This is a genomic window from Sphingomonas sp. LHG3443-2, from assembly GCF_049896405.1.
In the GTDB taxonomy this organism is placed as follows: Bacteria; Pseudomonadota; Alphaproteobacteria; order Sphingomonadales; family Sphingomonadaceae; genus Sphingomicrobium.
The window spans coordinates 1981267-2003596 of sequence record NZ_JAFCUG010000001.1 but is presented as its reverse complement, the minus strand read 5'-3'; the positions used below and the strand labels follow the sequence as shown (position 1 = coordinate 2003596).

The window sequence follows — 22330 nt, the reverse complement described above, 5'->3', positions numbered from 1 at the left end:
AGGTTCATGAATGCGTGTCCCCTGCTTACGGCCGCCATGGTGAGTCCGCCATGAGTTCGGGTCAACGAGGAAAGGGTTAACGGCCGTGCAGGGCTCGCGAGAACGGAACGAGTCCGCAACGAGCAGAGCACAAGATGTTGAGTCCGGGGACGCGGCGCGGACTCAAGCTGATGTGGTGTTGCGGCGAGGACTCAGCTGCAGCGCCTTCTATTCGGCGGCGAAGGCGAGCCTTGGCTGGGCGGCTTCGGCAAGCACGTCGCGGACAAGTCCGAAGGTGCGGCGGTGAAGCGGCGTGGGGCCGAGTTCGCGAAGCGCGCGGCGGTGGTCTGGCGTCGGGTAGCCGCGATTCTGCTCCCAGCCGTAGCCCGGATAATCCGCTGCATGCGCGGCCATGATCCGGTCGCGGGTGACCTTGGCGATGATCGAGGCCGCGGCGATCGACCGGCAGCGGGCGTCGCCGGAGATGATCGCCTTGGAGGGCCGCTCCCACTTGGGACAGCGATTGCCGTCGACCAGCACAAAGGCAGGGTCGAATCCGAGCGCCTCTACCGCGCGGGCCATGGCCAGCATCCGCGCCCAGTAGATGTTGAGCGCGTCGATCTCCTCCACGCTGCAGATGCCGACGCCGCAGCGCGCCTGGACCATCAACTTGCCGTGCAGCGCTTCGCGGGCCTCAAGGCTGAGCTTCTTGCTGTCGTCGATCCCTCGCGGAAAGCGCTCACGGTCGAGTATCACGGCCGCGGCGACCACCGGCCCTGCCAGCGGGGCGCAGCCCGCCTCGTCCACGCCGGCGAGCGGAAGCGGGTGATCCTTCTCGAGCTTGAAGCAGGGACGAGCCATTCGAGGGACTTAGCGGCTGGCACGGCCGCGCGGAAGCCCGGACCGGCAACCTCCAAACGGCTCAGGCATTAGCGCGTTCATGCCAGTGGCGTTGCAAGCAGGCCTGTGGGGCCTCCTCTCGGGTTCCGCGCTGCTGCTTGGCGCGCTGGTCGGCTGGTTCGTGCCGCTGAAGCAGCGGGTGGTGGCGGCCATCATGGCGTTCGGCGCCGGCGTCCTGATCTCCGCCCTATCCTTCGAACTCGTCGACGAAGCTTGGCGGCAAGGCGGTTTCGCGCCGGTGGCCGGCGGGTTCCTGGCCGGCGCGCTGGTCTACACACTCGCCAACTACTGGCTGAGCCACCGCGGCGCCCGTCACCGCAAGCGCAGCAATGAAGGGAAGCGCGAGGCGCAAGCGGACAAACACCCGAACAACAGCTCCGCCCTCGCACTCGGCGCCCTTCTGGATGGTATTCCGGAGAGCATCGTCATCGGCGTCAGCCTTCTGAAAGGCGGCGCGGTCGGATTGGTGGCGGTAATCGCCGTGTTCCTTTCCAACATTCCCGAAGGCCTATCGAGCGCAGCGGGTATGAAGGCGGAGGGCAAGCGGCCACTCGCGGTCTTCGCACTGTGGGCCGGCATCGCTCTTGCTTCAGGCATCGCCGCGGCGCTTGGTTATGTCCTCTTCGACGGCGTGGCGCCTGAGGCGGTTGCGTTCGTCCAGGCCGTGGCGGCAGGCGCGATCCTGACCATGATCGTAGACACGATGGTGCCCGAAGCTTTCGAGGGCACCCACGACTTCGCGGGGCTGATCAGTGTCGCCGGCTTTCTCGCAGCCTTCGGCCTCAGCCGCCTGACCTGACCCTCCCCGCCACGACAACGGAGAGGGCCGGCAAGCTCAGGCATCAGCTTTCAAGCGGTCCTGAAAGCTCTTGCGCAACTTGTTGAGCTTTGGGGGAATGACCGCCATGCAATAAGGATTGCGCTGGCCTTCGGTCTCCCAATAATTCTGATGATAGTCTTCGGCTGGATACCAGGTCGAGGCCGGTTCGATCGTGGTCACGATCTTGCCGCCTTGCTCCTCGTTCAGCGTCGCGATCTTGGCGCGCGCTTCGCTTTCCTGCTCTTCCGATAGCGGGAAGATGGCACTGCGATACTGCGTTCCGATGTCGTTGCCCTGGCGATTGAGCTGGGTCGGATCATGGGTGACGAAGAAGATATCGAGGAGATCGCCATATTCGACCACCGCGGGATCAAAGGTGACCCGGATCGCCTCGGCATGGCCAGTGTCGCCGCCGCACACCTGCTTGTAGGTCGGATTGACGGTCTGCCCGCCAATATAGCCGCTCTCGACCCCGCTCACGCCGGCGACGTCGAGGAACACCGCTTCGGTGCACCAGAAGCAGCCGCCGGCGAGAATGGCTTGTTGTTCGCTCATCAACACACTCCGTTTCAGAATCTCGGAGTGGATGTAGGTTCGGGGCCCCGCGTTTGCGAGGGATCAGTGGCGGTAGCTGGCCTTGAGGCTGGCGAGTTCGAGCCGCTTGCCGACCCATTCGGCTAGCTCCTCGAAGCTCAGTTCGCGGTCGAAAACAATGCCGGCACGGCGGTCGCTGTACCAGCGTACCTCGCCCTTGATGGGGCGCAGGCTCTCGACGACCACAACCACCTTGGCGCCAATGCAATATTCGTCGATCGGGCCGACTTTCATGCCGCCAAGCGACATGTCGTGAACCTCGACCTTGTAATAAAGCTTGTTGATCTTGACGCTGGCTGAGCAGCCGACCTCGAGCCGCGGCGGGCGCGGGCGGAAGCCGTGGCGCGGTTTGCGGCCGGCGAGCAACTCACCAAGGTCGAGGCTCTGGTCGAACTTGAGGCCGATCATCCCTTCGCGGATCCATACCACGCTGGCGGGAATTGCCTGATTGTTGAATTCGATGCGCACGTCCGCACCGACCGGCGGGCAGCGGCTGCAATCGGCCATCAGGCCGCCGGCGGACATGTTGCGGATGCGGATCAGCTGCTCGCCGATCGCGCTGTCCATCTTCGCCACGCGAAGGGTAGGCAGTACGCGATCGTCGGTGCGGCGTTCCGGCGGGCGGGGCACCGCGAGGCTGAGCGAAACGGTGGTCGAATCAAAGGCAGCCGCATCCACTTCGGCCGGGCGCCGGAGCTGGCGGCGGATCAGGCTGTGAAACACGCGTTCCCGTCTCCCTCACGACTTCCCTCGCGGAAGGGCCACGCAAGAGCGCGGCGACCGAGTCTTAAAGCCTCCACGGTTAAGAAGCGGTTGCAAGTCTTCGGCAAAGGCGTGAAGGGGTTAAGTTAATGCCCGACCTGCCCCGCCTGCTGCTCATCGACGACGAACCCGCGCTCGCCGACTATATGGCGGCCGCTGCCCGGATGACCGGTTTCGACCCGACCGTCGCCGCCGACCAGCAAAGCTTCATTGACGCGTTTGGCGACGCCAAACCCGCTGTGGTGGTGCTCGATCTTGGCATGCCGAACACCGACGGCGTGGAATTCCTGCGTTTCCTGGCCGAGCATGATTTTGGCGGACCGGTGCTGATCGTGTCGGGTTTCGACCGTCGGGTGCTGGAAAGCGCCTTCCGGCTCGGAACGGAACTTGGTCTGCAGATGGCGGGGCCGCTGGAGAAGCCGGTGCGGCTTGACGATCTCGAATCGCTGCTGACCTCGCTCCGACCGGCCAGGGCCGGGTGAAAACCAAGGACGTGCGGCTGCTCGACGAGCTTGAGCGAACGCTCAGGCAAGGTGGCCTGCGACTGGTCTATCAGCCCAAGGTTGACGCCGTCGATGGCAGCCTCGTTCGCGTGGAGGCGCTGGTCCGCTGGGCCCACAGCGAACTTGGCGCCATCCCCCCTGCCCGCTTCGTGCCGCTGGCCGAGCAGCATGGCCTGATCGACGACCTCACCCAATGGGCGCTCCGCACCGCGCTTCGCCAATGGCGCGATTGGAAAGCGGCAGGGCTCGACACGTCCGTGGCGGTCAACATCTCGGCGATCAGCCTCGAGCAGCTCGACTTCCCCGACCTTGTGGAGCGGCTTTGCCGGGCGCTCAGCGTGCCGACCGACCGGCTGGTGCTGGAACTGACTGAAGGCGCGACGCAGCCGCTGATCAACATGATGGACACGCTAACCCGCTTCCGGATCAAGGGCGTCGGCCTTGCCCTGGACGACTTCGGGACCGGCTATTCGGGGCTGATGCAGCTGCGCCGCCTGCCGTTCAGCGAGATCAAGATCGATCGGCAGTTCGTGACGGAACTGACCACCAGCCGTGACGATCAGGTGATCGTGCGTTCGGTCATCGAGCTTGCGCATGGCCTCGGTCTCAAGGTCACTGCCGAGGGTGTCGAGACCGCTGAGCAGCTCAGCCTCCTTCGCGCGCTCGGTTGCGACCTAATCCAGGGCTATCTCCTCGCCCACCCTCTTGAAGCGGACGAATTGGTGGCCTGGGCAAGCCGGCACAAACGGCGCTGGAAGCTGCTGACCCGCCCGTCGGACGAAAAGCACGAGCGGCAGCGCATCGGCGCCTAGCGCGCCCGAGCCAGGTCTCGTGCTCTTGCCAGGGCGGCGATTCCGGCATCAATGGTCGCATCATGCTTTGCGAAGCACAGGCGAACGAGCCCGCGCTCGGGCACACCTTCAGTGAACGGCGACAAGGGGATCACCGCAACCCCGGCCTCAACCACTGCAAGATCAGCGAAGGCACGGTCGTCGAGCGAAATACCCGATGCGGCAAGATCGATGCACTGGAAATAGGTGCCCTCGCTCGGCAGCAGCGCGAAGCCGTTACTTTCGAGACCATCTGCCAACCGCTGGCGAGCACGGGCGAAGCCTTCGCGCGGAGCGTGGAGCCACTCGGGATGGCGCAGCCCCTCTGCCACGGCGGCTTGCAGATGCGGCGGGGTGGCGAACGTCAGATATTGATGGGCGCGCGCGATAATACCGGACAGGCCCTCCGGAGCGGCAGCCCAGCCGACCTTCCAGCCGGTCAGCGAGAAGATCTTGCCCGCCGACCCGATCTTGATCGTCCGTTCGGGCGCGAGGAATGCCAGCGATGTGAAGCGTGCGCCAGGCGCCAACACTTCCTCCCACACCTCGTCAGAGACGACCAGCAAGTCATGCTCTCTCGCGATTTCCACCACGGCTTGCAGTTCCGCTGCATCCAGCACCCGCCCGGTAGGATTGTGCGGATTGTTGACGACCAGCAGCCTGGTCGCAGCGGTCACAGCGCCGGCGAGAAGCGCTTTGTCGATGCGCCACGAAGGCGGGCGGAGGACGACTTCCTGCACGTCGCCCCCGGCACGGCGGATCAGCGGCGCATACGCGTCGTAAGCGGGCGCGATGACGATGGCGCCGTCACCTGGCTCGATCGCGGCGAGCAGCACCGCGGCGATCGCTTCGGTCGCGCCGCTGGTGACGACGAACTGCTCGGGGGCGAGGGCCAAGCTCTGGCGCTCGGCGTAGAAATCGGCAAGCGCTTCGCGCAGGACCGGCAGGCCGCGTGACGGCGGATATTGGTTGCTGCCTTCGCGCAGCAGCCGCGCTGCCTCGTCGATGAGCGGATCCGGCCAGCCGAAATCGGGAAATCCTTGCCCCAGATTGACCGCACCATGCCGAGTGGCGGCGAGGCTCATCTCCTCGAAGATGCTGACCGGCATGGTTTCGAACTGCGGGTTCACAGCAGCACCTTTCGCGCGCTGAGATCGGCTACTTGTTCGGCAGAGAAGCCAAGCTCGGCAAGGATGGCGCCCCCATCGGCTCCCTCAGGGCGCGGTGCCCGCGGGGGCGGCGGCGGCGTGGCACCTAGCCGCGGCGCCGGACTGGGCTGGACCACCCCGTCAAGGTCGAAGAAGGTGCCGCGAAACTGGTTGTGCAGGTGCTCCGGTGCTTCGTTCAGGCCGAGCACCGGGGCAAGGCAGGCGTCCTTGCCGGCGAAGTGCCGGGTCCACTCCTCGCGCAACCGGGTTGCGAAAGCGGCGGCGATGACCTCGCGAGATGCACCGGGCTGCACCCCCAAGCCCTCGTAGAGGGCAGCGCGGAACTGCGGCTCCATGGCACCTACCGCCACCTCCTTGCCGTCAGCGCAGGTGTAGCAGCCATAGATGGGGTCGCCCCCGTCCAGCAGGTTCGACTGCCGCTCGTCGCGCCACAGACCGGCCGCGCGGAGGCCGTAGATAAGCGCCCCGGTCAGCGCCGCACCGTCCGTCATTGCGGCATCAACGACCTGCCCTTCACCCGAACGTTGCGCCGAGAGCAGCGCCGCCACCATCCCGAACGCCAGCATCAGCCCGCCGCCGCCATAATCCGCGACGAGGTTGAGCGGAACGCTGGGCGGACGATCCTTTTCGCCGATGCAAGAAAGCAATCCGGTCAGCGCCAGGTAATTGATGTCGTGGCCTGCCTCCTGCGACAGCGGCCCCGACTGACCCCAGCCAGTCACGCGGCCGTAGACCAGCCGCTTGTTGCCGGCGAGCAAGCGCTCCGGACCGAGCCCAAGCCGTTCCATGACGCCCGGCCGATAGCCTTCGATCAGACCATCGGCGGTTGCCGCCAGCCGGCGCACGATGTCGCGCCCTTCTTCCTGCCGAAGATCAAGCGCGATGCTTTCGCGGCTGCGGGTCAGGGGATCGTTCGGAACCGCCAGATTGCCGGGCCGCTCTACCCGGATCACTCGCGCGCCGTGGTCGGCCAGCATCATCCCCGCGAAAGGGCCAGGTCCCAGCCCTGCCATCTCGATGATCGTCAATCCGTGAAGCGCGCCCGTCATTGAAACCTTTCCTTTGCCGCCTTGTCGCCTAGGCTGCAGCAAAGGCCAAGGAGGACGTGCATGCTGGATACCTCGTCGCGTACATTGTTCGATGCTGATCTTGACGCGTTTCGCGACACGGTGCGGCGCGTCGTCGCCACGCTGGATACCGATCGCCACGAGCGCGACGGCATTGTCGAGCGTGAAGCCTGGCTGCGCGCGGGCGAGGCCGGGATGCTGTGCCCCGGCGTGCCGGACGAATATGGCGGCCCCGGCCTCGACTTCCGCTTCAATGCCATCGTCTCGGAAGAAGCGTCCTATGCCGGAAGCGCGGTTGGCTGGTCACTGCAAAGCGATATCGTGGCCGACTATATCGTCGCTTACGGCAGCGAGGAACAGAAGAAGCAATGGCTGCCCAAGATGGTGTCGGGCGAGGCGATCACTGCGATTGCGATGACCGAACCGGCTGCCGGCAGCGATCTTCAGGGCATGAAGACCATCGCTCGCAAGTCAGGAAACGGTTGGCGGCTGTCAGGCTCAAAGACCTACATCACCAACGGGCAGGCCGCCGATCTGGTCATCGTTTGCGCCCGCACCACCGAAGAAGGCGGCGCGCGCGGCATCTCGCTGTTCCTGGTCGAGACTGGTGACGAAGGCTTCACCCGCGGCCGCAACCTCGACAAGATCGGGCTTCACGGCAACGACACGTCCGAATTGTTCTTCGACGAAGTCCCCCTCCCCGCCGACCGCCTGCTGGGTGCCGAGAATGGCGGCTTTGCAATGCTGATGAACCAATTGCCGCAGGAGCGCCTGTCGATCGCCGTGCAGTGTCAGGCCGCTGCCCAGCGCGCCTTCGATCTAGCGGTCGAGTTCACGAAGGACCGCAAGGCGTTCGGCAAAAGCGTGTTCGACTTCCAGAACACCCGCTTCACGCTCGCTGACCTCAAGACGAAGTTGCAGGTCGGCTGGGCGCACCTCGATTGGGCGATTGCGCGCCATCTCGACGGCAAGCTTACCCCGTCAGAAGCGAGCGCGGCCAAGCTGTTCCATTCCGAGCTCCAGTTCGCCGCTTGCGATACGTCGCTGCAGCTTCACGGAGGCGCCGGTTACATGAACGAATATCCGATCGCCCGGCTGTGGCGCGACGCTCGCGTGACCCGCATCTATGGCGGGACAAGCGAAATCATGAAGGAGCTGATTGCGCGGTCGATCTGACTTGCCGTCGACCGGCTGCATCCCTAGCGTACTTACATTGTTGTAAGTGCAGGGCGCCGGAGAAAGCATTTGAACGTCGAAGCAAGCACGACTGGTCATCCGGTGCCCACCAACTGGGTGCCGGAGCCGCTTCCCGTTGGTGAGCTGCTGGTGCGCAGCGCGGCTCGCCACGGTGGAAGTGTCGCGCTCGACTTCATGGGGCGCACCTGGACCTACGCCGCGCTGCTCCGTGAAGCGCGGGCGGCGGCGCAAGGCTTTCTCGATCTCGGCGTCACGCCCGGCACCCGCGTCGGCCTGTTCCTGCCGAACACGCCTCATTACCCGGTCGCTTATTACGGTGCGTTGCTCGCGGGCGCGACGGTGGTCAACTTCTCGCCGCTCTACTCGCCGGAGGAAGTCGCTTTCCAGGCGCGCGACTCTGGCACTGAGATCATGGTCTGCCTCGACCTAGCCAAACTGTGGGCGCCGATGCAGCGGCTGCTCGACGACGGGCTCTTGAAGCATCTGATTGTCGGCAATCTTCCCGAAGTGCTCCCGGCGGCCAAGGCGCTCGGTTTTCGCCTGCTGAAGCGCAAGGAGCGGCAGGCTCTCCCCAAGGATCCACGCATTGTTGCCTGGCAGGAGCTACTTCAGCCCGGGTGCAACAAGCCGCTTCCCAACGTGCAACCCTCGGCCATCGCCCTTCTCCAATATACCGGCGGCACCACTGGTGTGCCGAAGGGCGCAGCGCTGACCCATGCCAACCTCACCGCTAATGCCGAGCAGCTCGCCGCGATCGATCCCGGTCACGGCAAACGGGACGGTCGTGTGCTGGGCGCCCTGCCGCTATTCCACATCTTCGCAAACAGCTGCGTCCTCAATCGCAGCATTATCTCCGGCGGGACGATCACCCTTCTGGCTCGCTTTGATGCCGGCGAAGCGCTGGCGGCCATCCGCCGCAACCGCCTGACCGATCTCGCCGGCGTGCCCGCCATGTATCAGGCGATGATCGATCATCCCGATGTCGCGAAAACGAGCTTCGCTTCGGTGCAGCAATGCTTCTCCGGCGGTGCCGCCATGACGTCAGCGCTGAAGGAACGCTTCGAGGCGACCACCGGCGCTCGCGTACTCGAAGGCTATGGCCTGACCGAAACCAGCGGCGTCGTCTCGGTAAACCCCTATGTCGGCGAGACCCGCGCCGGCACCGCCGGCATACCCCTGCCCGGCACCGAAATCCGCATTGCCGATCCCGATGCGCCCGACCGGGTGCCTGGACCGTCAGAGACCGGCGAGATCCTGATCCGCGGCCCGCAGGTGATGACCGGCTACTGGCGCGCGGCCGAGAGCAGGCCCGAGCCGCTTGCAGACGGTTGGCTCCACACCGGCGACCTCGGTTATGTCGAGCCGGGCGGTTATCTCCGCCTTGTCGATCGGTCCAAGGACATGATCAACGTCGGCGGATTCAAGGTCTTCCCGAGCCAGGTCGAGGCGGCGCTGCTGAAGGATGAGGCGGTCAAGGAGGCGCTGGTCATTGCCGTGCCGGATGAGCGCGTGGGAGAGCGGCCAAAGGCCTTTGTGGTGCTCAACGAGGGCGACGAAGCCGCGCCGGCAGCATTAATGTCGGCGCTGTGCCAACGGGTCGGCAAGCATGAGCGGCCGGTCGCAATCGAAATCCTCGGCGATCTGCCGCGCACCATGATCGGCAAGCCCGACCGGAAAGCGCTGACCCGGATGGAAGACGAGCGGCGCGCTGCTATTACCAGCTAGGCCGCTGGAGCACGGTGGTGGGTCCGTCATAATCGACTTCGCCCAATGGCTTGAAGCCGAGTCTTGTTGCGAGCTTGAAGCTCGGATCGTTGCCGTTGCTGATGATCGCCCATATCGGTTGCGACGGCAGGTTCCCCTCGGCCCACGCCAGCAGCGCCGACGTGGCTTCATGCGCCATTCCGGTGCCGTGGGTCCCGGTGGCGAAAATCCATCCCATCTCAGGCTGGTCGCCGAATTGCGGCTCGAACGCACGCCGCGCGGTGAACAGGCCGACGTTGCCGACCAACTTGCCGTCGCTGAGCCGCTCAACCGCCATGCCGCCGAAGCCGTTCATCAGCCAATTGCCCGCCGCCGCGCACATACGGCGCCACAATTCTTCCTCGCCCATCGGCTCGGGCCCGAAGAAGCGGTGCACCGCGGGCTCGCACATGATCGCGTAATTCTGGCGGAAATCCTCGCGTCGCCAGCCGCGCAAACGAAGACGCCCGGTCTCCAGGGTCGGAGCCGGGCGTCCTTGCGTCACGGGTAGAGGCTCGACTTACTTCTTGCCGAGCGACAGGCCGCCGAAGCGCTTGTTGAAGCGCGCCACCTGGCCGCCCGCGTCCAGCATCTTGCCGGTGCCACCGGTCCACGCCGGGTGAGCGGTCGGATCGATGTCCAGGTGAAGGGTGTCGCCTTCCTTGCCCCAGGTCGAACGGGTCTGGAACTTCGTGCCGTCGGTCATCTCAACGGTGATGAAGTGATAGTCGGGGTGGGTACCGCTCTTCATGGGTCGTGTCCTTGTGGATGTGGCTGGTTCCGACCAGCCTTGAAAAGGTCGCCGCCCCCTAGCCGAGCACCGCCTGCTTGACAAGAAGGCCCGCCGCGACGGACAAGCGCCGCGGGTTCAGACCCGAGGAAGCCGGTGCGATCCCGGCGCTCTGCCCGGAACGGTGTGCCAGCGAACAAACGCCGGCAAGTCCGATACTCGGCCTGAACCGTCGTCCGTTCAACCGTCCGGGGCCAGGCGGAAGACGTGGCAAAAGCCTCCGCGACGACTTGCGAAAACGTGTCAAGTTGCCGGGAGTATATCATTGTTTTTCTCTGACCTTCCTCCTCCGCCGGTGGCGGCGGACACCATCATCGTCACTGCCGCCCGTGGCGGCGAGCGCCGTGACACGTCGCCGGCCAGCGTCAGCCTGATCGAGCCTGTGACGGTCGAACGCCAGGGCGAACCCCTGCTTGCCAGTCTGCTTCGCCTCACCCCCTCCGCCAGCCTCGCCGTTGCTGGGCCAGCCGGATCGCAGAGCCAGGTTCGCCTGCGCGGGGCCGAGGCGAACCACACCTTGCTGTTCATCGACGGAATCCGGGCCAACGATCCAGCCGCGGGCAACGAGCCGCGCTTCGAACTGCTCTCGGCCGACTTAGCCGACCGGGTCGAGATCGTCCGCGGCCCGCAGTCGGCCTTGTGGGGTAGCGAAGCCATCGGGGGCGTGATTTCCGTGAGCGCCGCACCACGAAACGGCGTCAACGCCATTGGCGAAGCGGGCAGCCAGCGATTTGCACGGATCGGCGGATCGGCTGGCTACCAGAGCGGTGGTCTAACTGTCGGGCTTGGTGCGGGCGTGCAAGGCGCGCGCGGCATCAACGCCTTTGCTGGCGGACCTGGCGACCGCGACGGTTACCGAAACGCGGTGCTGCGCGGTCGGCTCGATTGGCAGAAAGGCCCGCTCACCCTCAGCGCGTCGGGCTTCGGGATCGCTGCTCGAAGTGAGTTCGACGGGTCGGATCCGGCCACGTTTCTGCGCGCGGATACCGCCGACAGCAGCCGCAACCGGCTTTCTGCCGGGGGGCTGGGCGCGAGGTTCGGGGACGATGGCTGGACGCTTTCGATCGGCGCCTCGCGGCTTGGTTCGCGCAACCGCAACCTGCTCGCCGATGTGGAGCAGAACCGCACAGGCGGCCGCCGCGACACCTTTACTGCCGACGTTGCCCGTGAGCTGAACGCTGCTGGGATGGCGCATCGCCTCACCGTTGCGGGCGAATGGACCGGCGAGCGGTTTACCGCGTCGGACACCAGCTTCGGCGGCTTCACCAACCAGCGCCGCAAACGCGACCAGTCGGCGGTGACGGCGGAATATCGCGGTGAAGCCGGCCCGGTGATTGCCACATTGGCCCTCCGCCATGATGCTTTCAGCGACTTCCGCGACGCAACCACCGTTCGCGCTGGCGCCTTGGTTGCGCTTGGCGGCGGGCTGCAGCTGGCCGGGAGCTGGGGCGAAGGGATCGCCCAGCCGACCTTCTTCGATCTCTACGGCTTCTTTCCCGGCAGCTACCTCGGCAATCCTGCCTTGAAGCCGGAGCGGAGCCGCGGCGGCGAAGTGTCGCTGCGTGCTGTCTCCGGTCAGTGGCGAGGGGCGGTCACCGCCTATCGCCAGCATCTGCGCGATGAGATCGTCTCCAGCGCCGACTTCATGTCCGCGGTCAATGCCAGCGGCCGTAGCAAGCGCGAAGGCGTCGAGGTGGAAGCTGGCTGGAGGGGCGGCGAGCACCTCAACCTTTCGGCCACCTACGCCTATCTCGATGCCTCGGAGCCTGCCGGGCGTGAGCTTCGACGGCCCCGCCACAGCGGCTCCGTGGCAGCCGATGGAGCGCTTGGGCGCCTCAGCTATGGCGCTGCGCTAAGCTACACCGGCGCTCGGCTCGACCGTGATTTCGATCTCTTTCCAGCGCCGCTGGTACGGCTGCGGTCCTACTGGCTCGGCAGCGCCCGGTTGGCCTACCGCGTCGCACCCACGGTTGAGTTGTTCGGCCGGGTCGCCAATGTCTTCGACCGCCAGGTGGTCGACGTCGTCGGCTATCGCGCAGAAGGGAGGAGCGTCTTTGCCGGCATCCGCCTTGGTGCAGGCCGCTGACGCGGCGCTGCGGGTCGCGTCACTCAACCTGTGCACAGACGAGCTGCTGCTGCTACTGGCCGAGCCGCGGCAGATCGTCTCGGTCAGCCACCTCAGCCACTCGCCGCGCGAAACGGCCTTGTGGCGGGCGGCGCGAACCCATCGGGCGAATGACGGCAAGCTCGAAAGCGTGATTGCGCTTCGCCCGCAGCTTATCCTTGCGATGGGCGGAGCGGGCGGCGCGCGGGAGGCGCTCGCTCGGCGGTTCGGAGCGCGGCTGATCGAGCTACCTTATCCTTCGAGCCCGCAGGAGGTTGTCGCGCAGGCAGCGCAGGTGGCAGCGCTGGTCGGACGACCCGCAGCCGCCCTTCCCTACCGCCAGCGACTGGCGCGGCTTGAAGCAACACGGCCCGGTCTGGAGGATGGCGCGTTCCTTGGTGGCGGCGGCCTCAGCCTGTCGCCGCAAGGGCTCAGCGCGTCATGGCTGGCGCTCGCGGGTTTCCGCCAGCCAGCCTTGCCGAACAGCCGCTTCAGCCTTGAAACGCTGGCAACGAGCCCGCCCAAATGGCTGATCCGCAGCAACTATCGCGCCGGTCAGGCGAGCCGGGGAGCCGCCTGGCTCGACCACCCGCTCGTCAAGCGCCTTGCTCCGCGGACGATATTAACCGACGGGCGGCCCTGGACCTGCGGCGGGCTCCCCATGCTTGATGAGGTCGCCCGCCTTCGTGCCCGTTGGGCCGCGCGATGAAAACCGGCGCCGCCTTGCTGTTGGCCTTCGCGCTTTGCGCCGCCGCGCTGCTCCTGCCGCTTGCACCGCTGCGAGGGCCGGAGGAGTTGGCACACCTGGTGCTGATCGAGCTCCGGCTTCCTCGCCTGTTGTTGGGGCTGGGTTATGGCGCGGTCCTGGGACTGACCGGCGCCGCTCTCCAAGCCCTCTTCGCCAATCCCCTCGCCTCTCCCGACATCACCGGCGCGAGCAGCGGTGCAGCGCTCGGCGCCGTGGTTGGATCGACCTTCCTCGGCCTAGCCTCACCTTTGGCCATGGGCGTCAGCGGTGCTGCCGGTGCCGGACTTGCCCTGCTGCTCCTCTTTGCGGTGGCCGGACGGCGGCCAGACGCCGCCACCCTGCTCCTGGCAGGTCTCGCCATCAGCCTCGCTACCGGAGCGGTCACCAGCCTCGCGCTGGCGCTCGCCCCCTCACCATTCGCCTTTTACGAAGCCTTCGACTGGCTGATGGGCAGCCTGGTCGATCGCAGCCTTGGCCAGGCTGCCGCCGCGCTTCTCCCGGCTCTCGTCGCGGCAGCCTTCCTCACTCGCCAAGCCAGCGCGCTCGATCGTCTCGCGCTTGGCGAGGACGTCGCCGCCTCGATGGGGGTGGCGCCCGAGCGGCTGCGGGGGCAGGTGGTACTTCTTTCCGCCATCGCCGTCGGCGCGTGCGTGGCCGTGTGCGGCGCCGTCGGCTTTGTCGGCCTCATCGCACCGGTTATCGCACGGCGGTTGACCCGCGGTCACCCAGGCCAAGCGCTTCTTCCCGCAGCGCTGATCGGTGCGATCATCCTTGTCGCCGCCGACCTGCTGACCCGCCTCGCGCCGCTCGGCCGCACCATTCCCCTCGGAGTCGTGACCGCGAGCATCGGAACGCCCGTGTTCTTGTGGGTGTTGCTGGGCATGCGCGGGAGACTGGCGTCATGACGGCGATCCTCGACGCCGATGTCGCCGTTCCACCGCGTCTCCAAGCGATGCGCCTTGAGATCGCAGCCAGCGAACGCGTCGCGCTGATCGGGCCCAACGGCAGCGGCAAGACCACGCTGCTGAAGGTGTTAGCCGGGATCGAAGCAGTGGGCTCAAAGACCCGAGTGGCCGGCGAATTGCTGGAACGCGTCCCGCCCGCCCGCCGAGCAAAGCTCCTCGCCTTTCTCCCCGCCAGCCGCGATGTGAGATGGCCGATACCGGTCCGCGACGTCATCGCTCTCGGCCTCACGAGACCCAACCCCTCCCGCGTCGATCAGTTGCTGGAACGGCTCAGGCTGACCGACCTTTCGGAGCGGACGATCGACCGCCTGTCCACCGGCGAACGCGCGCGGGCGCTGCTCGCCCGGGCCCTCGCCGAACGCCCGCGGCTCCTCCTGCTCGACGAGCCACTATCCAACCTCGATCCCGCCTGGGTTCTTCGAACGCTCGATCTGCTGGATGAAGTTGCCCGTGAGGGCGCCGGCATTGCGCTGGCACTCCACGACCTGACGCTGCTGCATCGCTTCGATCGCGTGTGGATGCTCGACCACGGCCGGTTGGTCGCCGATTTGCCGCCGGAGCAGTTGCTCGCGTCACCCGACTTCGCGTCGGTGTTCGAAGTCGAGCCCGCGCAAGCCGGCTGGGCGCTCAGGCCTTTGGCGGATCGGCGATCATCGCCGTGAAATTGGCCTCGGCGGCGAGCTTGCCGTCGACAAACGCCTGCCCAGCGAACTTGCAGACGCTGGAACGCTTCTGGACGAAGCTGACCTTCAGCTCGAGCAGGCAGCCCGGCTCAACCGGGGTGCGGAACTTCGCCCCGTCGATCGCCATGAAATAAACGAGCTTACCCGAACCCGCGAGGCCGAGGCTTTCCACTGCCAGCACGCCGGCGGCCTGCGCCAGCGCCTCGACGATCAGCACGCCCGGCATGATCGGACGGCCGGGGAAATGCCCCTGAAAGAAGCTCTCGTTGATGGTCACCGCCTTGATGGCGGTGATGCGCTCGTCGACGACGAGTTCGGAAACCCGATCGACGAGCAGCATTGGATAGCGATGGGGCAGCGCCGCCATGACCTGGCGGATGTCACGCGTGACAGCCGTGGCGGCGCCCTCCCCCTCGCTCATGGCTTAACGGCCGGTCGGACGCTGCTGAGCCGGCTGCGCCTGCTGCGGGAGCGGGGTGACGCTGACCGACGGCACCTGCGCATTCAGCGCGGTGAGCACGTCATTGGTGACGTCCACGCCATTGGCACGGGCCAGCGTGGCATCGGTGTCGACCGCGATGTTCGCGCCGCGGCTGGTCATCACCTGATTGATGATTGGACCAAGACGCGCGTCGAGCTGCTGGCGGACGTGCGCCTGCGTCGACTGCAGGCGGGTCTGGAGCCCCTGCAGCTCGGTCTGCGCGGTCTGCTGCGACTGCTGCCAGCGCTGCACGCGCTGCTGCAGAGCGGCAGGCGGGTTCTGCTTCTGAGCCGCCGGAAGCGCGTTGATCGCCGCTTCGATCGCCTGACCCTCGGTCTGGATCGGGCCAACGAGCGCCTGCTGGCGGGTCTGCAGCGCCGTTGCCTGGCTCTGAAGCTGGGTCAGCGCCGCCCGGCAGGCGGTGCATTCGGAGTAAACGCGGCCCGAGTCGACAACCGCTACGACAGCGGGGGGAAGTCGGTTCTGGGCAGCAGCCGGCGACACAACGGCGGCTGCCGCAACGAGGCCGAGAAGGAGCTTGTTGGTCATCAGAATGCAGTCCCTACGTTGAATTGGAAGAGCTTGGGATCATCACCTTCCTGCGTGAGCAGGGCCTTGGCGAGATCGATTCGAAGCGGCCCGAACGGCGAGGTCCAGTTCACGCCAAAGCCGATCGCAAGGCGCGGCTTGGCGCTATTGCCAAGAAATTCCTCGCGATAGCCGGGCTGGAAGCTGAGCGCGGTCCCGGTCGGCGCAGCGGCGCAATTGGCGCTGGTCTGACCGGGATTGAGCACCTGCGGCGCCGGCGGGGTGGTTCCGGTTGCTGCGGGCACGTAGAAACAGGTGCCCGGCCGATCGAGCAGATTGGGCGTGCGCAGCTTGAACAATGAGCCGACATCAACGAACGCCGAGGGCCGAAGACCGAGGTTGCGCGCACCTGCACCGAGCGGGATCTCAAGCTCGAGCCGGCCCGAATAATAAGCCCGGCCGCCAAGCGCGTCGGTGATCTGACCGTTATCATCCAGCAGCGCACTGGCGTCAGCGGAATAGCTGGTGCGACGGATCCGCGGACCAATGCCGCGGATGTCGAAACCGCGCAGCTGGGGGGTGAAGAAGCGGTCCGAGATGCGGATCGGATCAAGCCCCGGACGCTTGGCTTCCTGCAGCGGATGGATGTAGCCGCCCTCGGCACGCGCGGAGAGAATGAATCCGCTGCCGATGCCCCAATATTTCGTCCCTTCGGCCCGCGAGCGGATGTAACGCACGTCGCCGCCAAGACCGGCAAAGTCCTGGCTAAACGACAGCCGCTGCCCGCGCGTGGCGCGGATGCCGTTGGTGTTGTCGAACACCGCGCTGTAGCCGATCAGCGACGTCGTCCGCTTGCCGATTTCGTCACAAAGGTACTGGCCGGCCTTGAGCGGGTCGCACTGCCCATCAGTGAAGAATTCGGGCCGGTTCGCCAACGTGATGTTGTCGAAGTTCAGCGTGTAGCGCGTGCCGAAGTTGATGAACTCGTTGACCGGGAAGCCGAGCGAGATGCCGCCACCGGTCTGGATCTGGCTGTACGTGCGGTTGCGCTCGTTGCCGATGAAGTTGAAGCTGTTGAAGTCGCGGCGGTACACCTGACCACCAAGCAAGATCTGCTTGTCGAACAGATAGGGCTCGGTGAAGCCGAGCTGGATCGACTTGGAATAGCGCGAATAGTTGATCCCGGCCGACAGCGATTGTCCCATGCCGCGGAAGTTGTTCTGTTCGACGCTGGCAGCAAGGATGAACCGCTCGAGGCTGGAATAGCCTGCCGACAGCTGGAGCTGACCGGTCGGCTTTTCTTCCACCTCGACGTTGAGCGCGACGCGGTCGGGCGCGACCTGCTCCTGCTTGATCTCCAGCTTTTCCTGGAAATAGCCGAGGCTCTGGATGCGGTCCTGGCTGCGCTTCACCTTGACGGTGTTGAAGGCATCGCCCTCGTTGACGCGGAACTCACGGCGGATCACCTTGTCGCGGGTGCTGGTGTTGCCGCTGACGTTGATGCGGTCGACGTAGGTGCGCGGGGTCTCGCCGACCCGGAACGCGATCCCCATGGTCTGGGTCTCGGCATTGCGCTCGTAGTTGGGATCGATCTCGGTGAAGGCATAGCCGAGCAGCCCGGCGGCCTCGTTCATGCGGGTCACCGCATCCTCGACCGCCTTGGCGTTGAACCAGTCGCCCTTCTTCACGCCGGCAAGCTGAACGATCAGCTCCGGCTTGAAGTCGCGCAGTTCGGATTCGGCGGTGATGTCGCCGAACTTGTAGCGCTTGCCCTCCTCCACCACGTAGGTGATCACGAAGTCGCGGCGATCGGGCGTCAGTTCGGCCAGCGCCGACACGACGCGGAAATCGGCATAGCCCTGCGTCAGGTAGAAGGCGCGCAGCTTCTGCTGGTCGGCCGCAAGGCGGTCGGGATCATAGCTGTCGTTGGACTTTAGGAAGCCCAGCACGCCGCCGCTCTGACGGGTGAACATCTCCTTGCGAAGGCGCCCATCGTCGAACTGCTCGTTGCCGATGATGTTGATCGCCCGGACCTTGGACTTGTCGCCCTCGGAAATCTCGAACACCAGGTCGACGCGGTTCTGGTCGAGTGTCACGACCTTGGGCTCGACCTGCGCGGCGAAGCGGCCCTGGCGCTTGTAGAGCTCGATGATCCGCTCGACGTCGCTGCGGGCCTTGGTGCGGGTGAAGATCTGCCGCGGCGCAAGCCGGATCTCGGGCAGGATCTTGTCGTCCTTGATGCGCTTATTGCCTTCAAGCACGATGCGGTTGATCACCGGGTTCTCGCGCACCACCAGCACGATGTTGCCGGTGTCCGCGCCCTGGATCTGGGCATCGGCGAACAGCTCGGTCTCATACAGCGCCTTGATCGCCGCATCGAGCTTCTCGGTGTCGTAGGTGTCGCCCGGATTGAGCCCGGCATAGGACCGCACCGTTTCGGCCTCGAGGCGCTGGGCACCCTGGACCGAGATGGAACGAATGGTGCGCTGCTGAACCGCCGGCGCAGTCGGCGCCGCCGCTGCTGGCGCGGGCTGCGTCGTCGTTGCCGCCGTCGCGGGAGCGGGCGCTGCGGCCTGCTGGGCGAGCGCGGGTGAAGCCCAGCCACCGATAATGGTGCCGAGCAGAAGCGTCGCCCTCATGCGATTGATCAAAGCCTTGTCGCCTTTCGAACTCACGTAATCTTGTCCCCACCAGCGTTGAGGTGACATGGGTGACGCCTTCGGACACCTGAAAATGCCCGCGACGCTACTAGACGCGGGCCCCTGCCGCGCCAACCCTCATTGTTCAAGGCAGGCTTAGCCCAACAATCGCCCCAATGTCTGCCACAGGCCCACCGACGCGAGGTCGTTGAGGGTCGCAACCAGCATCAAGGTCATGAGGGCGGCGAACCCGCCGCGAAACAGCCACTCCTGCGCCTGGGCCCCAAGCGGTCGGCGACGTGTCGCCTCAACCGCGTAGAGCGCCAGATGACCCCCGTCGAGCATGGGAACTGGCAGCAGGTTGATGAACCCGAGGTTTATCGAGAAAAAGGCGATCAGCTGGACGAACTCGAACCACCCAATGCTGGCGACCTGGCCGGCGACCTGCGCCATCTTGATCGGACCACCCAGCTCCTGCAGCGGCCGGCGCCCGGTGATGATCTGCCACAGCCCAAGCGCGGTGTTCTCGATCGTCGAGACCGTAATCCCAACTGCCTCCGGCACCAGCTGCAAGGCAGGAACGGGCTCGAACACCCGCTCACCAGTGGCAACGCCGAGCCGTCCGACGCGGTAGGTTTGGCCGAACCGATCGGCTTCGGTCACTTCCGCCAGCCGAGTGGCGGCCGTGAACGTCCGGCCTTGCCGCTGGATGGTGAGAAGCACGTCCTCGTTCGGGCGAAGCCGGCTGTAGTCGGCAAGGTCGTCGAAACGGCGAACCTCTTTGCTGTCGATCCCGACGATCTTGTCACCGCGCTGAAGCCCTATCGTTGCGGCGGGCGATCCCGGAAGCACCGAAGCAACGATTGCCGGCATTCGCGGCGCACCATTGGCAGCGATGAAAGCGGCAAAGATCAGGATGGCGAGGAGGAAGTTGGCGGCAGGTCCGGCAAATACGACCATCGCGCGCTGCCACACCGGCTTGGCATGGAAGCTTCGAGCGCGAAGCTCGGGGCTGAGCTGATCGAGGTTCTGGCCCATGCTGGCCGGATTCATGTCGCCGGTGAAGCGGACATAGCCGCCGAGCGGCAGCCAGCCGACCTTCCAGCGGGTGCCGCGCTTATCGGTCCAGCCAACAACCTCGCGGCCAAAGCCAATCGAGAAGGTCTCGGCCCCAATGCCGAACCAGCGGCCGACAATGTAGTGGCCGAACTCGTGGATAAAGACGAGCGGGCCGATCGCGCCCAGGAACGCCAGCGCGAGGAACCACAGGGGCGGCGTCTCAAGCATCAGTTTGCATCCACCTGGAAGCGTTCCCGCGTGTGTCGGCGCACTTCGGCATCAAGCGCAAGCACCTCGTCAATCGAACCCGGCAGCGGCTGGTCCAGCCGCTCCAGCTGTTCTTCTACGGTTGCCGCGATGTCACCAAAGTGAATGGCGCCGCCAAGGAAGGCTTCAACCGCTACCTCATTGGCCGCGTTGAGCGTGAGTGGCGCCGCGCCGCCGCGGCGAAGCGCTTCGCGGGCCAGCCGGAGTGAAGGGAAGCGGCGGTCGTCAGGGGCTTCAAAGTCGAGCCGCGCGACCTCTAGCAGGTCCAAGCGCCGCGCCTGCGTTGCCATCCGCTCGGGCCAGGCAAGGACGTGGCCAATCGGCACCCGCATGTCAGGGCTGCCAAGCTGCGCCAGCATTGAACCGTCGGCATATTCGACCAGGCTGTGGATCACCGACTGCGGGTGGACGACGATGTCGATCCGCTCTTCGGGCAGCCCGAACAGATGATGCGCCTCAATCAGCTCCAGGCCCTTGTTCATCATGGTCGCGCTGTCGACGCTGATCTTGGCGCCCATCGACCAGTTGGGATGGGCCACCGCCTGCGCCGGGGTCGCCCGCGCCATGTCATCGGCGCTCCAGGTCCGGAACGGACCGCCGCTGGCGGTCAGGATCAATCTTGCCACCTTGTCGCAATCCTGACCCGCAAGGCACTGGAAGATGGCGTTATGTTCGCTATCGATCGGCAGCAGCGTGGCGCCAGAGCGCTTGGCCTCCTCGATCATCAGCGCACCGGCGGAGACCAGAGCTTCCTTGTTGGCGAGCCCGATCGTGCGTCCAGCGCGCACCGCGGCCATGACGGGAGCGAGGCCGGCAGTGCCAACGATTGCGGCCACCACCAAGTCGGCCGATAGCGCGGCTTCGGCCAATGCGCCCTCACCTGCCGCGGCCTGAATGTTGGTGCCAGCCAGAGCTTCGCGAAGCTCGCCCAGGCGCGCTTCGTAGGCAATAACCGCCAGCGAAGCCTGCGTACGGCGAGCGATGGCAGCAAGGTCGGCGACGTTGCTAGCCGCCGTCACCGCGGTCACCTCGAAGCGGTCCGGCTCCGCCTCGACGAGATCAAGGGTCGAGCTGCCGATCGACCCGGTCGCGCCAAGGATGGCGACCCGCTTCATCAGCCGAGGCCCGCCATCACGCCGACCGCGGTCAGCACGGCTACCGGCACCAAACCGTCGAGGCGGTCGAACACGCCGCCATGTCCCGGCAATATACGCCCGCTATCCTTGACCCCGGCACGACGCTTCATCCAGCTTTCGAACAGATCACCAATCGCCGCGGCAAAGGCGAAGATCGGGGCGAGCAGCAGCCAGGCCCAGTGCAGGCCCTGGTTCTGCGCCCAGATTCCGCCCAGCAGGGTGGCGGTGATCAGGCCCCCGATCAGACCCGAGATGGTCTTGTTCGGGCTGATCGTCGGCGCGAGCTTGGGCCCGCCAAAGGTCCGGCCGGTGAAGAAGGCACCGATGTCGGCGCTCCAGGTAACGATGAACGCCCACAGGACGAGCTCGAAACCCTGACTTCCCGCCGGCACCCCTGCCCGTTCGCGCACCCACAGCAGCGACAGGGCGGGCAGCAGCGCGAAGACGAAGCCGCTAAGGTGCCAGCCCAGGCCCCAGCCGCGGACCATCTTGGCCCACTCGTAGTAGATCGCGGTCGCGGCGGCAGCGACCAGGATGGCGAAGGCGGTGCCGCCGAACCATTCGGCGGTGAGCGCCGTCAGGATCATCAGCACGCCGGTGATAGTACGAAGCGCGATCTCGCTCATCGCCCGCCGAACCGCCGCTGCCTGCGCGCGAACTCACCCAATGCCGCGCCAAACGCTGCCTCGTCGAAGTCGGGCCACAAGGTGTCGACAAAATGCAGCTCTGCATAAGCCGCCTGCCACAGCAGGAAATTCGAGAGCCGGACCTCGCCGCTGGTGCGGATCAGGAGGTCGAGCGGCGGCAGATCGCGTGTGTGGAGCAGTCCCTCGACTGCGGCGATGTCGATGCTTTCGGGATCGACCGTGCCGTCACGCACGCCGCGCGCGAGTGCTTTTGCCGCTCCCGCCAACTCGGCCTGGCTGCCGTAATTGAGAGCGACAACCAGCGTCAGTCGATCATTGTCTTGGGTCTCATCGACCGCCTGCTGCAGCCGCTCGTAAAGCTCGTTTCCGAACGCCGCCGGTTCGCCGATCAGTTTGAGGCGAACCTTTTCCTTCTGCAGCGTGCCAAGCTCGCGCTCGAGATAGAAGCGCATCAACCCCTTGAGATCGCTGACTTCATCTTCCGAACGCCGCCAATTCTCGCTGGAAAAGGCGTACAGCGTCAGGACCTCGACACCGTTGTCGACCGCCGCCTGCATGGTGCGGCGAACGGCTTCGGCCCCGGCACGGTGGCCGGCGACCCGCGGCAAGGACCGCCGGGACGCCCAACGGCCATTTCCATCCATGATGATCGCGACATGGCGGGGAATTGCTGCCCCGCCGGCCCCGAGCGTGGCCGAGGAATCGCGTGCCTCGACGTC

The 22330-nt window shown here is 65.9% G+C and carries 23 protein-coding genes; 9 read left to right on the top strand and 14 right to left on the bottom strand.

Annotated elements, in window-relative coordinates; translation table 11 throughout:
- Positions 1–207: 207 nt before the first annotated feature.
- On the bottom strand, positions 208–840 hold the full coding sequence (locus ACP69Z_RS10030; RefSeq protein ID WP_426267349.1) for a ribonuclease HII: 633 nt from the start codon (positions 838–840) through the stop codon (positions 208–210).
- A 79-nt stretch (positions 841–919) separates the two neighbouring features.
- Between ACP69Z_RS10030 and ACP69Z_RS10025 the strand changes: the two genes are divergently transcribed.
- On the top strand, positions 920–1678 hold the full coding sequence (locus tag ACP69Z_RS10025) for a ZIP family metal transporter (RefSeq protein ID WP_426267348.1): 759 nt from the start codon (positions 920–922) through the stop codon (positions 1676–1678).
- Positions 1679–1714: 36 nt separating this feature from the next.
- Here the strand turns inward: ACP69Z_RS10025 and msrA are convergent, their stop codons facing one another.
- Together msrA and ACP69Z_RS10015 are read right to left on the bottom strand one after the other, a co-directional pair.
- On the bottom strand, positions 1715–2254 hold the full coding sequence (gene msrA / locus ACP69Z_RS10020) for a peptide-methionine (S)-S-oxide reductase MsrA (protein ID WP_426267347.1): 540 nt from the start codon (positions 2252–2254) through the stop codon (positions 1715–1717).
- A 63-nt stretch (positions 2255–2317) separates the two neighbouring features.
- Positions 2318–3016: a PilZ domain-containing protein gene (locus tag ACP69Z_RS10015; protein WP_426267346.1), complete on the bottom strand. Its 699-nt coding sequence runs from the start codon at positions 3014–3016 to the stop codon at positions 2318–2320.
- 128 nt (positions 3017–3144) lie between these two features.
- Between ACP69Z_RS10015 and ACP69Z_RS10010 the strand changes: the two genes are divergently transcribed.
- Positions 3145–3537: a response regulator gene (locus ACP69Z_RS10010; protein ID WP_426267345.1), complete on the top strand. Its 393-nt coding sequence runs from the start codon at positions 3145–3147 to the stop codon at positions 3535–3537.
- Positions 3534–4370 carry an EAL domain-containing protein gene (locus ACP69Z_RS10005; protein ID WP_426267344.1) on the top strand — a complete coding sequence of 279 codons (837 nt, stop codon included), beginning with the start codon at positions 3534–3536 and terminating at the stop codon, positions 4368–4370. Before ACP69Z_RS10010 ends, ACP69Z_RS10005 begins: the two co-directional genes overlap by 4 nt.
- On the opposite strand, the gene ACP69Z_RS10000 is transcribed toward ACP69Z_RS10005, so the two are convergent.
- Together ACP69Z_RS10000 and ACP69Z_RS09995 are read right to left on the bottom strand one after the other, a co-directional pair.
- Positions 4367–5518: an aminotransferase class I/II-fold pyridoxal phosphate-dependent enzyme gene (locus ACP69Z_RS10000; RefSeq protein WP_426267343.1), complete on the bottom strand. Its 1152-nt coding sequence runs from the start codon at positions 5516–5518 to the stop codon at positions 4367–4369. The genes ACP69Z_RS10005 and ACP69Z_RS10000 overlap by 4 nt on opposite strands.
- Positions 5515–6606, bottom strand: a complete 1092-nt coding sequence (locus ACP69Z_RS09995) for a CaiB/BaiF CoA transferase family protein (RefSeq protein ID WP_426267342.1) — start codon at positions 6604–6606, stop codon at positions 5515–5517. Before ACP69Z_RS09995 ends, ACP69Z_RS10000 begins: the two co-directional genes overlap by 4 nt.
- Positions 6607–6666: 60 nt before the next feature.
- Here ACP69Z_RS09995 and ACP69Z_RS09990 point away from each other — a divergent pair, with 60 nt between their 5' ends.
- Together ACP69Z_RS09990 and ACP69Z_RS09985 are read left to right on the top strand one after the other, a co-directional pair.
- A complete protein-coding gene (locus ACP69Z_RS09990; protein WP_426267341.1) occupies positions 6667–7800 on the top strand; it encodes an acyl-CoA dehydrogenase family protein in 1134 nt (377 codons plus the stop codon).
- 69 nt (positions 7801–7869) lie between these two features.
- Entirely contained in the window at positions 7870–9546 is a 1677-nt protein-coding gene (locus ACP69Z_RS09985; protein WP_426267340.1) for an AMP-binding protein, read from the top strand.
- Here ACP69Z_RS09985 and ACP69Z_RS09980 read toward each other — a convergent pair.
- Both ACP69Z_RS09980 and rpmE read right to left on the bottom strand, forming a co-directional pair.
- A complete protein-coding gene (locus ACP69Z_RS09980; RefSeq protein ID WP_426267339.1) occupies positions 9536–10069 on the bottom strand; it encodes a GNAT family N-acetyltransferase in 534 nt (177 codons plus the stop codon). The two genes, ACP69Z_RS09985 and ACP69Z_RS09980, sit on opposite strands and share 11 nt — an antisense overlap.
- A gap of 15 nt (positions 10070–10084) precedes the next feature.
- Positions 10085–10315 carry a 50S ribosomal protein L31 gene (rpmE, locus tag ACP69Z_RS09975; protein WP_426267338.1) on the bottom strand — a complete coding sequence of 77 codons (231 nt, stop codon included), beginning with the start codon at positions 10313–10315 and terminating at the stop codon, positions 10085–10087.
- A gap of 304 nt (positions 10316–10619) precedes the next feature.
- Between rpmE and ACP69Z_RS09970 the strand changes: the two genes are divergently transcribed.
- The 4 genes from ACP69Z_RS09970 to ACP69Z_RS09955 are packed head-to-tail and all read left to right on the top strand — an operon-like array spanning position 10620 to position 14833.
- A complete protein-coding gene (locus tag ACP69Z_RS09970) occupies positions 10620–12440 on the top strand; it encodes a TonB-dependent receptor plug domain-containing protein (protein ID WP_426267337.1) in 1821 nt (606 codons plus the stop codon).
- The gene (locus ACP69Z_RS09965) at positions 12409–13167 is read left to right on the top strand and encodes a hypothetical protein (protein WP_426267336.1); all 759 of its coding nucleotides are present in this window, start codon (positions 12409–12411) and stop codon (positions 13165–13167) included. Before ACP69Z_RS09970 ends, ACP69Z_RS09965 begins: the two co-directional genes overlap by 32 nt.
- Complete coding sequence (locus ACP69Z_RS09960) at positions 13164–14111, top strand: FecCD family ABC transporter permease (RefSeq protein ID WP_426267335.1); 948 nt, start codon at positions 13164–13166, stop codon at positions 14109–14111. The genes ACP69Z_RS09965 and ACP69Z_RS09960 overlap by 4 nt, the downstream gene beginning before the upstream one ends.
- On the top strand, positions 14108–14833 hold the full coding sequence (locus ACP69Z_RS09955; protein ID WP_426267334.1) for an ABC transporter ATP-binding protein: 726 nt from the start codon (positions 14108–14110) through the stop codon (positions 14831–14833). The genes ACP69Z_RS09960 and ACP69Z_RS09955 overlap by 4 nt, the downstream gene beginning before the upstream one ends.
- On the opposite strand, the gene fabZ is transcribed toward ACP69Z_RS09955, so the two are convergent.
- The 7 genes from fabZ to uppS form a co-directional block, all read right to left on the bottom strand.
- On the bottom strand, positions 14799–15275 hold the full coding sequence (fabZ, locus tag ACP69Z_RS09950; RefSeq protein WP_426267333.1) for a 3-hydroxyacyl-ACP dehydratase FabZ: 477 nt from the start codon (positions 15273–15275) through the stop codon (positions 14799–14801). The genes ACP69Z_RS09955 and fabZ overlap by 35 nt on opposite strands.
- 3 nt (positions 15276–15278) lie before the next feature.
- The gene (locus ACP69Z_RS09945; RefSeq protein WP_426267332.1) at positions 15279–15884 is read right to left on the bottom strand and encodes an OmpH family outer membrane protein; all 606 of its coding nucleotides are present in this window, start codon (positions 15882–15884) and stop codon (positions 15279–15281) included.
- On the bottom strand, positions 15884–18502 hold the full coding sequence (gene bamA / locus ACP69Z_RS09940; RefSeq protein ID WP_426267331.1) for an outer membrane protein assembly factor BamA: 2619 nt from the start codon (positions 18500–18502) through the stop codon (positions 15884–15886). The genes ACP69Z_RS09945 and bamA overlap by 1 nt, the downstream gene beginning before the upstream one ends.
- Before the next feature lie 156 nt (positions 18503–18658).
- On the bottom strand, positions 18659–19789 hold the full coding sequence (locus tag ACP69Z_RS09935) for a M50 family metallopeptidase (RefSeq protein ID WP_426267330.1): 1131 nt from the start codon (positions 19787–19789) through the stop codon (positions 18659–18661).
- A complete protein-coding gene (locus tag ACP69Z_RS09930) occupies positions 19789–20943 on the bottom strand; it encodes a 1-deoxy-D-xylulose-5-phosphate reductoisomerase (protein ID WP_426267329.1) in 1155 nt (384 codons plus the stop codon). The genes ACP69Z_RS09935 and ACP69Z_RS09930 overlap by 1 nt, the downstream gene beginning before the upstream one ends.
- Positions 20943–21590, bottom strand: a complete 648-nt coding sequence (locus ACP69Z_RS09925; protein WP_426267328.1) for a phosphatidate cytidylyltransferase — start codon at positions 21588–21590, stop codon at positions 20943–20945. Before ACP69Z_RS09925 ends, ACP69Z_RS09930 begins: the two co-directional genes overlap by 1 nt.
- The gene (gene uppS, locus ACP69Z_RS09920) at positions 21587–22255 is read right to left on the bottom strand and encodes a polyprenyl diphosphate synthase (protein WP_426268083.1); all 669 of its coding nucleotides are present in this window, start codon (positions 22253–22255) and stop codon (positions 21587–21589) included. Before uppS ends, ACP69Z_RS09925 begins: the two co-directional genes overlap by 4 nt.
- Positions 22256–22330: the final 75 nt, after the last annotated feature.